Origin of the sequence: Streptococcus sinensis, assembly GCF_000767835.1 — a bacterium.
GTDB lineage: Bacteria > Bacillota > Bacilli > Lactobacillales > Streptococcaceae > Streptococcus > Streptococcus sinensis.
Window position 1 is genome coordinate 80,597 of the sequence record NZ_JPEN01000103.1, and the last position, 9,861, is coordinate 90,457.

Sequence of the window (9,861 nt, forward strand, 5' to 3'; positions counted from 1 at the left end):
CTTTTGTAAAACCTTGCTGCGGCGAGGTTTTTTCTTGTAGAAAGTGAGGTTGTCATGGTTAGTGACAGTTGTAAAAAGAGATTTGGCAAGATTATGCTGGAGCAAATGGAGCTGCTGGAGCAAGTAGAAATTGCGCCTCAAATTTTTTCAATGCGTCTGAGAGGCCAGATGGTGAGTCAGATGCAGGTTGGGCAATTCCTGCATATCCGAGTGCCAGATGATAGCAAGCTGCTGCGGCGTCCGATTTCCATATCGGAGATTGACCGGGAGCAGGAGATCTGCCGGATTATCTATCGGGTTGAAGGTGGTGGGACAGCCATTTTCTCTCAGCTTCCTGTTGGTAGTTACCTCGATGTCATGGGACCTCAGGGAAATGGCTTTGATTTGTCTCCAGTAGAAAAGGGCGACAAGGTCTTGATCATCGGTGGTGGTATCGGTGTGCCTCCTCTCTTGCAAACGGCGAAAGACCTTCATGCTAAGGGTGCCCACGTTACAGCAGTATTAGGCTTTGCCAATCAATCTGCGGTTATTTTGGAAGAAGAATTTCGTAAGTGTAGTCAGTTGTTTATCACTACAGATGATGGCAGTTATGGTCAAAAGGGCTATGTATCAACGATTGTCGACGAGCAGACAGAAGAGTTTGCTGCGGTATATTCTTGTGGCGCGCCCGGTATGCTCCAGTATGTGGATTGGAAATTTCACGATCATCCCCATGCCTATCTATCAATGGAGTCTCGCATGGCTTGTGGCATGGGCGCCTGCTACGCTTGCGTCGTTCATGTAGCAGGTCAGGATGAAGCGGTCAATAAGCGGGTTTGCGAAGATGGACCAGTTTTTGAGACTGGAACCATCGTGCTTTAGGAGGATAAATAAATGACTGAAAATCGTTTGAAAATTTCTCTGCCAGGATTAGAGCTGAAAAATCCAATCATCCCAGCTTCAGGCTGTTTTGGTTTTGGTCAGGAATATGCCAAATATTATGACTTGGACTTGCTGGGCTCGATTATGATCAAAGCGACGACACAAAATCCCCGCTTTGGCAATCCAACTCCCCGTGTGGCTGAGACGCCAGCTGGTATGCTCAATGCTATCGGCCTCCAAAATCCAGGTGTCGATGCCGTTTTGGCTGAAAAACTTCCTTGGCTGGCCAAGCACTATCCAGATTTGCCGATTATTGCCAATGTGGCCGGTTTTTCCAATGAAGAATATGCTTATGTATCTGGAAAAATCTCTCAAGCCCCCAATGTCAAGGCGATTGAGCTCAATATTTCCTGCCCCAATGTAGACCACGGCAATGCGGGGCTTTTAATTGGGCAAGTTCCTGAGCTAGCCTATGAAGCAGTAAAAGCAGCAGTTGCTGCCTCCCAAGTCCCAGTCTATGTCAAATTGACCCCCAGCGTAGCAGATATTACCCAAGTGGCTAAAGCAGCAGAAGATGCTGGTGCGAGTGGCTTAACCATGATCAATACCTTGGTGGGAATGCGCTTCGATCTGAAAACGAAGCGGCCCATCATTGCCAATGGAACGGGAGGCATGTCTGGTCCGGCTGTCTTTCCTGTGGCGCTCAAGTTGATTCGTCAGGTCGCTCAGTTCACCAAACTGCCAATTATTGGTATGGGGGGAGTCGACTCGGCAGAGGCGGCGCTGGAGATGTTTATCGCCGGTGCATCAGCTATTGGCGTCGGAACGGCTAATTTTACCGACCCGTATGCCTGCCCAAACATCATAGAAAAGTTGCCGCAAGCCATGGATAAATACGGCATCGAAAGCTTAGAAAGCTTGAGAAAAGAAGTCAGAGAAAATTTACTTTAAGCTCGATTTTCTCTTGACAAACTTCCCAGTAAATTATAGAATGATTAGGATAAAACCTTTAAAGAAGTCCAGAGAGGCTCTAAGGCGCATACGTTTAAAATGGCAGATTCTGCCACATTTTCGTGTAACCTTGCTCTCGGGCAAGGTTTTTTCTATGATTTTAAATCATTGCTATTTTTAGTAAATAATAAGGAGAACCTACCTCATGCGTGAAGAACGTCCCATTATCGCCCTAGACTTTCCATCCTTTGATGATGTCAAAAACTTTCTGGAGCATTTCCCTGAAGATGAAAAACTGTATGTCAAAATCGGCATGGAATTCTTTTATGCTATTGGTCCAGAAATTGTGCATTATCTGAAAGGCTTGGGACATAGTATTTTCCTCGATTTGAAATTGCACGACATTCCTAATACTGTGCGTTCAGCTATGTCTGTTTTGGGAACATTCGGCATTGATATGGTGACAGTTCATGCAGCTGGCGGTGTTGAGATGATGCGGGAGGCCAAAAAAGTTCTCGGCGACAATGCTAAATTGGTAGCAGTGACCCAGTTGACTTCGACCAGTGAAGAAGATATGCGCGACTGTCAAAATATCCAAACGACCGTGCAGGAATCGGTGGTAAATTATGCCCGCAAAGCCAAGGAAGCTGGGCTGGATGGGGTTGTTTGTTCAGCCTTGGAAGTTGAGCTCATCAAGGAAGCTACGGCGGACGATTTTCTTTGCGTGACGCCAGGTATCCGGCCGGCAGGTGCTGAAATCGGTGACCAAAAGCGGGTTATGACGCCACAGGAAGCCCATCAGATTGGCAGCAATTATATTGTAGTGGGTCGGCCAATTATTCAGGCTGAAAATCCTTGGGATGCCTATCATGAAATTAAGAGGCAGTGGAACAGCTAAGCAAGAATAAGACTTTCAAATGAAACCGTCAAACGAGACGAATAGCTTAAAAAACAGATGTATAAGGAGTAAGAAATGACTTTAGCCAACGATATTGCACGTGACTTGTTGAAAATCAAAGCAGTTTACTTGAAACCAGAGGAGCCTTTCACTTGGGCTTCTGGGATCAAATCACCGATTTACACAGATAACCGAGTGACTTTGGCCTACCCAGAAACTCGGACTTTGATTGAAAATGGCTTTGTCGAAAAGATTCGTGCGGAATTTCCGGATGTGGAAGTGATTGCAGGTACGGCAACGGCAGGTATTCCCCACGGCGCTATCATTGCCGACAAGATGAATCTTCCTTTTGCTTATATCCGCAGCAAACCAAAAGATCACGGGGCGGGTAATCAGATTGAAGGGCGTGTGGCTCCTGGTCAAAAGATGGTTGTCATTGAAGATTTGATTTCCACTGGTGGCTCTGTTTTGGATGCTATTGCGGCAGCCAAGCGTGAAGGAGCAGATGTAATCGGTGCTGCAGCTATTTTCACCTACGAATTGCCCAAGGCGGATAAGAACTTTGCGGATGCAGGCGTGAAGTTAGTTACCTTGTCAAACTATACAGAGCTTATCCACTTGGCCGAGCAAGAAGGCTACATCAATGCAGAAGGATTGGCTTTATTGAAGAAGTTCAAAGACAATCAAGAAAACTGGCAAAATTAAGAAGGTACGAGGAGGCGGGATGAGGATGTCCCTGTCTCCTTTTTAGGGTGATTTTTGATGTCGTTCACTTTTTAAAATAGCAAAAAAACCTTGATTTTGTTATAATGAAGCTATGTCTAAGATTTATCATGTCACTTTTTCGATCCTGCAAAAAATCATGCTGGTGCTAAGTCTCCATTGGTTGTTTACAGCTATTGGTTTCGGTGTCTATTTGGCTTATTTGAATAGTCTGGCTCTGATTATTTTTGGAATTATAGCTGTTTTCGCAGTTCATTATCGTATTCAACTTAAAAAGTGCTATCAATTTCTAATGCGGCATAAGCTTGCCATAGCGTTTTCAGCTCTTCTTTTTCAGCTCATCATGCTCTTATCGGCTGAGCTTTTGATTAGACGGGACGCGGCGGTAGTTTTCACAGGGGCTTTCAAGTACCTGAAGGAGTCATCTATTTCCAGCTATCTGACGCGCAATCCCAATAATCTGCCCCTCTTTCTCTATGAGCGTTTTTTCTTCAACCTTTTTGGAGAAGCAGCTCTCTGGATTATGCAGGGACTCAATCTTTTTTATGTCAATATTGCGGCTTGGATCCTCTACAAAGGCTGTCAGAGATATTTTTCTCAGACTGTAGCAGATGCGACATTTACCCTCTATGTGGCTCTGGTCGGATTTTCACCTTATTACATGTCCATGTATACTGATATTCCCCCTCTGCCTTTAATTAGTTTGCAGATTTTTCTGGCTCTTGGTTTACTCAAAAATCAGGAAAAAACCAGACAAATCATTGGCAGAAGCCTCTTGCTAGGAATTCTGACCAGTCTTGCCTTTCTGATTCGTCCGACAGTGATGATTCTGATGATTGCTGTTTTTGGAGTCCTGTTTTTGAGGAAAAACTGGAAAAAGTTTTTCTTGACTGCGACGGTATTCGGCCTTGGTTTTTCTGCTAGCTATCTTCCCTTTCATTACGGTCTAGCTCATCAGACAGAAGTGCCGATTATCAAAGGAGAAGGACTGGCCAAAGGTCCCTTGCTTTTCATCAATCTGGGTTTAACTAATATTGGTCACGATCAGGAGGATATGAAGGAAGGGCTTTTGCAATATGTTGATCCTGACAAGCGGGATGACTACAATAATGGAATGTTTGCTACCGAAAATGTCATTAAGGAAATCAAGCGTCGCCTGAAGGAATATACACCGCTGACTTTTCTTCAACACCTGTATTATAAGCAATCTTTGACGGTTGCCGAAGGCAACTTGGGCTGGCTTTATCGGAGTGTTGAACATGAAAAAACGCCCTATATTTCACCGCTTTATGAAAGCACAAAAGACAATAGACTTGCTCAGTTTATTCGTGATTTTTTCCTGAATTCCGATAAAGATAGTTATCGTTTTTATTCGCTGCTTAAGCAAGCGGTTTGGATTATTATGGCTTTGGGGCTGGTCTTTGCCCTTTGGAAATACCGACCAGATGACTCTTTGAATTTCTTAATTTTGGCAGTCTTTGGAGGTTTGCTCTTTTTACAGATTTTTGAAGGAGGGAAGACCCGGTATCTGATTCAGTTTCTGCCGCAAATTCTAATTCTGTCAGCTGTGGGCTTAACTCAGTATCCGCTAGACTTGACTCGCATGAAATTTTGGAAAAAATGAGGTCTAAGGAGACCTATTGTCACCCCCTTGCTCGTAAACATAGAATGTAAAATAAAAAGGAGAAAAGATGCAGCATTCAGCTTGGCACGCTTTGATTAAGGAGCAACTGCCGGAAGGTTATTTTGCAAAAATCAATCATTTTTTAGACGAAGTTTATGCTTCAGGAACCATTTACCCACCTCGCGACAAGGTTTTTAATGCCATTCAGACGACGGATTTAGCAGATGTTAAGGTGGTTATTTTGGGGCAGGATCCCTACCACGGACCGAGACAGGCACAGGGCTTGAGTTTTTCTGTGCCAGATGACATTCCGGCTCCGCCTTCTTTGCAGAATATTCTTAAAGAGCTGGCAGATGATATCGGGGTTAAGGAGTCGCATGATTTGACTTCCTGGGCCCAGCAAGGAGTTCTCTTGCTCAATGCTGGTCTGACAGTTCCTGCTGGTCAGGCCAATGCCCATGCTGGCTTAATCTGGGAGCCTTTTACGGATGCCATTATTAAGGTCGTTAATGCAAAGTCAGATCCGGTTGTCTTTATCCTTTGGGGTTCTTACGCCCGCAAGAAAAAAGCCTTGATTAGCAATTCCCAACATCTGATTATCGAGTCGGCTCATCCAAGTCCGCTGTCTGCTTACCGTGGTTTCTTTGGTAGTAAACCTTTTTCTCGTACCAACGATTTTTTAGTGGCTAAAGGCTTGGAGCCAATCGATTGGTTAGCATAGGAGGTAGTATGGTTCAGTTAGCAACGATTTGTTATATCGATAATGGGCGTGAGTTTCTCATGTTGCACCGCAACAAAAAGCCCAACGATGTCCATGCTGGGAAGTGGATTGGTGTCGGTGGTAAGCTAGAGCGAGGAGAAACCCCGCAGGAATGTGCTGCTCGCGAAATTTTAGAGGAAACAGGTCTAAAGGCCAAGCCTGTCCTAAAAGGTGTTATTACTTTTCCAGAATTCACTCCCGACTTGGACTGGTATACCTATGTTTTCAAGGTAACGGAGTTTGAGGGGGAGTTGATTGATTGCAATGAAGGGACGCTGGAATGGGTGCCTTACGATCAGGTTCTTTCAAAGCCGACTTGGGAAGGTGATCATACCTTTGTTGAATGGCTGTTGGAGGATAAGCCCTTCTTTTCAGCCAAATTTGTTTATGATGGTGATAAACTGCTCGACACGCAGGTCGATTTTTACGAATAAAGGAGATACAAAATGCTACTAATCAAGAATGGCAATGTAATGGATCCTAAGTCTGGTCTGGATCAAGTGTGCGATGTGCTGGTGGAGGGCAAGAAAATTCTCAAAATTGGCCAAAATCTGGAAGCGTCTGATGCCCAAGTCTTAGATGCCAGTGGTTTGGTCGTTGCCCCCGGTCTGGTTGACATTCACGTTCATTTTCGGGAGCCGGGTCAGACTCATAAGGAGGACATTCACACAGGAGCTTTGGCAGCGGCAGCGGGCGGCTTTACAACGGTCGTTATGATGGCCAATACCAATCCGACCATTTCTACAGTTGAAACGCTGCGAGAAGTGCTGGAGTCAGCCAGTCGTGAAAATATTCATATCAAGTCGGTCGCGACCATTACTGAGAATTTCGATGGCCAGCATTTGACAGATTTCAAAGCTCTTTTGGCAGCTGGTGCCGTTGGCTTCTCAGATGACGGGATTCCTTTGGAAAGTTCAAAGGTTCTTCGAGAAGCCTTGATCGAAGCCAGAAAAAATAAGACCTTTATTTGTCTGCATGAGGAAGATCCAGGACTCAACGGTATTTTGGGCTTCAATGAACATATCGCCAAAGAGCATTTTAATTTTTGCGGGGCGACAGGTGTAGCCGAATACAGTATGATTGCTCGCGATGTCATGATTGCCTATGATGCCAAAGCTCATGTCCATATTCAGCATTTATCTAAGGCAGAAAGTGTCAATGTTGTCGAGTTTGCCCAAAAACTAGGAGCACAGGTAACGGCAGAAGCAGCACCTCAGCATTTCTCTAAGACAGAAGCTCTGCTATTGACCAAGGGCAGCAGTGCTAAGATGAATCCGCCTTTGCGGTTGGAATCTGACCGTCTAGGTGTCATTGAAGGGCTCAAATCGGGTGTCATTTCCGTTATTGCGACGGACCACGCACCTCACCATGCCGACGAGAAAAATGTTGCAGATATTACCAAGGCGCCGTCTGGTATGACTGGTCTTGAGACCTCGCTTTCTCTGGGGCTGACCTATCTGGTGGAAGCAGGACACCTTAGCCTCATGCAACTGTTAGAGAAAATGACGGTCAATCCAGCTAGTCTCTATGATTTTAATGCTGGTTTTCTGGCCGAAGAAGGTCCAGCTGACATCACTATTTTCGATCCTAAAGCTGACCGCTTAGTCACCGATCACTTTGCGTCCAAAGCAGCCAATTCGCCTTTTATTGGAGAAGAACTTAAAGGACAAATCAAATATACCATCTGTGATGGAGAAATCGTCTTCCAAGCTTAGCAGACATTCATATAAAATCAACGTTCCATGTCATTTTGGAACGTTTTTTTATCAGAAAAAAGATTAACCTGAAATAGCATTCCCCTTTTACAAAAAAAACAGAATAATAGTAGAAAAAACATAGACTGGAGCTTTTATTGATGAAAAAGAAGCATCTTATTTTACCTGTTTTATCCACAATCCTTTTGGCGCCTGCCTTTTTGGCCCATCAAGTTGCGGCGGATGATGTTCAACCAGCTACTACAGTGTCAAATCTTAGTGACTCTGTTCAACAGCCAGCTGAAACTGAAGTAGCACCGACTAGTGGTGAATCTGCCGATGAAGCTAGTGTGAATGCAGCTATAGCTGCTAATGGTCAGGATGCATCAGGTGCGGCGGCTCCTGAAGCAAATTTGCCTGAGGCAACTATTCTTCACACAAATGATGTACACGGCCGTATCGTCGAAGAAAAAGGTGTTATCGGAGATGCCAAGCTTGCAGCTGTCATCAAAGAAGAACGTGCGAAAAATCCTCAAACTCTCGTTGTGGATGCAGGTGATGCTTTCCAAGGTCTGCCAATTTCAAATAGTTCAAAAGGGGAAGAACGTGCGAAGATTTTGAACGAAATCGGTTATGATGCAATGGCGGTCGGAAATCATGAATTTGACTTTGGTTTAGATGAAACTAAAAAATACAAAGAAATTCTCAATTTCCCACTGCTCAGCTCCAATACTTATGCCAACAATGCACGTGTTTTCCAAGCTTCAACCATTGTAGACAAGGATAAGAATGTAGAAGGTGATGAGTTTGTTGTGATTGGGGTGACCACTCCTGAGACAGCTACGAAAACCCACCCTAAAAACATTCAAGGTGTAACCTTCGCGGATCCAATCACAGAGGTCAATCGGGTGATTGACGAGGTCGAAGCGCGTGCAGCAGCAGAAGGCAAGACCTACAAAAACTATGTTGTTCTGGCTCACTTAGGTGTCGATACTACGACGCCACTTGAATGGCGCGGCTCTACTTTAGCAGCAGCCTTATCTGCAAATGAAAAGCTCAGAGGCAAACGTGTTACTGTGATTGATGGTCACTCTCATACAGTTGAGTCTACCACTTACGGAGAAAATGTGACCTACAATCAGACTGGCAGCTACTTACATAATATCGGTAAAGTTACCTTTAAAGCCAACCAACTTCTGGGCAATCCTCAGCAAATCCCAGCTGCAACAGCTAAAAAAGCTAGTCCAGACCCAGTTGTAGCAGAGATGGTTAAGAAAATTAAGGAAAAATACGATGCAGAAAATGCCAAGGTAATCGTGGCCAAGAGTCCTGTGGAGCTTAATGGTGACCGTGAAAATGTCCGCGTTCGAGAAACCAATCTGGGAAATGTGGTAGCAGATGCCCTTTACAAATACGGCCAAACAGGCTTTGCCAACAAAACAGACTTGGCTGTGACCAACGGTGGCGGACTGCGGGAAACCATTGCTAAAGGCAAGCCAATTACTAAGGGCAATGTCATCGCTGTATTGCCTTTCGGTAACACCATTTCTCAAATCAAGGTCACCGGACAAAATATCGCAGATATGTTTGCCAAATCTTTGGGCTCAATCCTACAAGAAAAAGATGGGAAACCTGTCTTGGATGAAAACGGCCAACCATTGCTAGAGCCAAGTGGCGGTTTCCTGCAAGTCTCTGGTGCTAAAGTTTACTATGACACAACCCTGCCAGCAGAGAAACGTATTCTTCACATCGAAATCAAGAATAAAGAAACAGGTGCTTATGAGGCTCTTGATCTGGCTAAGACCTATTACCTGACAACCAACGACTTCTTAGCAGCCGGTGGTGACGGTTATACCATGCTGGGTGGTGCACGTGAAGAAGGGCCATCTATGGATGTAGCATTTGCAGACTATCTGGAAAGTGCAGATTTGACGGCTTATGCAGTTATCAATCCTAATTCTCGCACGATTTCTATGTCTGCTAGCAAGGATACAGATGGTGATGGCTACACAGACATCGAGGAGATCAAACAAGGCACCAATCCAAATGATGCCGCTTCTAAGCCTGAACAAAGTAGCCCTACTACCCCAACGACTCCTAGCAATTCAGTAGTTCCATCTCACCTGAGCCAGCCGACCTATCAAGCTCCAGCGCAGGTTCGTCCTACAGGAGCAGTAAGTAAGCAAGAAACTCTTCCGCAAACAGGAAGCAAAAATCCTTTCCTTATTTCCCTCTTCGGATTGGTTCTGGGAACGTTCGGCGTAGCAAGCCTGAAAAAAACTCAAAAAGACTAAGAAAAATGAGGCTGGGACAGACAGCCATGACGACATAGCCGTCACCCACAGAAACA

Annotated in this window: 9 protein-coding genes; all 9 read left to right on the forward strand. The window is 44.9% G+C overall.

Features of this window, described 5'->3' with window-relative positions; all coding sequences use genetic code 11:
- The first annotated feature begins 54 nt into the window (after positions 1 to 54).
- The 9 genes from SSIN_RS08955 (at position 55) to nt5e (ending at position 9,805) form a co-directional block, all read left to right on the forward strand.
- On the forward strand, positions 55 to 861 hold the full coding sequence (locus SSIN_RS08955) for a dihydroorotate dehydrogenase electron transfer subunit (protein WP_037618084.1): 807 nt from the start codon (positions 55 to 57) through the stop codon (positions 859 to 861).
- Positions 862 to 873: 12 nt separating this feature from the next.
- Entirely contained in the window at positions 874 to 1,812 is a 939-nt protein-coding gene (locus SSIN_RS08960) for a dihydroorotate dehydrogenase (RefSeq protein ID WP_037618086.1), read from the forward strand.
- A 205-nt stretch (positions 1,813 to 2,017) separates the two neighbouring features.
- Positions 2,018 to 2,710, forward strand: coding sequence for an orotidine-5'-phosphate decarboxylase (pyrF, locus tag SSIN_RS08965; protein ID WP_037618089.1), 693 nt, complete (start codon positions 2,018 to 2,020; stop codon positions 2,708 to 2,710).
- A 75-nt stretch (positions 2,711 to 2,785) separates the two neighbouring features.
- Complete coding sequence (gene pyrE, locus SSIN_RS08970; protein WP_037618092.1) at positions 2,786 to 3,415, forward strand: orotate phosphoribosyltransferase; 630 nt, start codon at positions 2,786 to 2,788, stop codon at positions 3,413 to 3,415.
- A 112-nt stretch (positions 3,416 to 3,527) separates the two neighbouring features.
- On the forward strand, positions 3,528 to 5,057 hold the full coding sequence (locus SSIN_RS08975) for a glycosyltransferase family 39 protein (protein ID WP_037618094.1): 1,530 nt from the start codon (positions 3,528 to 3,530) through the stop codon (positions 5,055 to 5,057).
- 67 nt (positions 5,058 to 5,124) lie between these two features.
- A complete protein-coding gene (locus tag SSIN_RS08980) occupies positions 5,125 to 5,778 on the forward strand; it encodes a uracil-DNA glycosylase (protein ID WP_037618097.1) in 654 nt (217 codons plus the stop codon).
- A gap of 8 nt (positions 5,779 to 5,786) precedes the next feature.
- Positions 5,787 to 6,251: an NUDIX hydrolase gene (locus tag SSIN_RS08985; protein ID WP_002904550.1), complete on the forward strand. Its 465-nt coding sequence runs from the start codon at positions 5,787 to 5,789 to the stop codon at positions 6,249 to 6,251.
- A 12-nt stretch (positions 6,252 to 6,263) separates the two neighbouring features.
- Complete coding sequence (locus tag SSIN_RS08990) at positions 6,264 to 7,532, forward strand: dihydroorotase (protein WP_037618101.1); 1,269 nt, start codon at positions 6,264 to 6,266, stop codon at positions 7,530 to 7,532.
- Positions 7,533 to 7,672: 140 nt separating this feature from the next.
- A complete protein-coding gene (nt5e, locus tag SSIN_RS08995; RefSeq protein WP_037618104.1) occupies positions 7,673 to 9,805 on the forward strand; it encodes a cell surface ecto-5'-nucleotidase Nt5e in 2,133 nt (710 codons plus the stop codon).
- The last annotated feature ends 56 nt before the right edge of the window (positions 9,806 to 9,861 follow it).

What these genes read in the sequence shown, in the direction of transcription:
- SSIN_RS08955 (WP_037618084.1), top strand. Translation starts at nt 55, where the DNA reads ATGGTTAGTGACAGTTGTAAAAAGAGATTTGGCAAGATTATGCTGGAG.
- SSIN_RS08960 (WP_037618086.1), top strand. Translation starts at nt 874, where the DNA reads ATGACTGAAAATCGTTTGAAAATTTCTCTGCCAGGATTAGAGCTGAAA.
- pyrF (WP_037618089.1), top strand. Translation starts at nt 2,018, where the DNA reads ATGCGTGAAGAACGTCCCATTATCGCCCTAGACTTTCCATCCTTTGAT.
- pyrE (WP_037618092.1), top strand. Translation starts at nt 2,786, where the DNA reads ATGACTTTAGCCAACGATATTGCACGTGACTTGTTGAAAATCAAAGCA.
- SSIN_RS08975 (WP_037618094.1), top strand. Translation starts at nt 3,528, where the DNA reads ATGTCTAAGATTTATCATGTCACTTTTTCGATCCTGCAAAAAATCATG.
- SSIN_RS08980 (WP_037618097.1), top strand. Translation starts at nt 5,125, where the DNA reads ATGCAGCATTCAGCTTGGCACGCTTTGATTAAGGAGCAACTGCCGGAA.
- SSIN_RS08985 (WP_002904550.1), top strand. Translation starts at nt 5,787, where the DNA reads ATGGTTCAGTTAGCAACGATTTGTTATATCGATAATGGGCGTGAGTTT.
- SSIN_RS08990 (WP_037618101.1), top strand. Translation starts at nt 6,264, where the DNA reads ATGCTACTAATCAAGAATGGCAATGTAATGGATCCTAAGTCTGGTCTG.
- nt5e (WP_037618104.1), top strand. Translation starts at nt 7,673, where the DNA reads ATGAAAAAGAAGCATCTTATTTTACCTGTTTTATCCACAATCCTTTTG.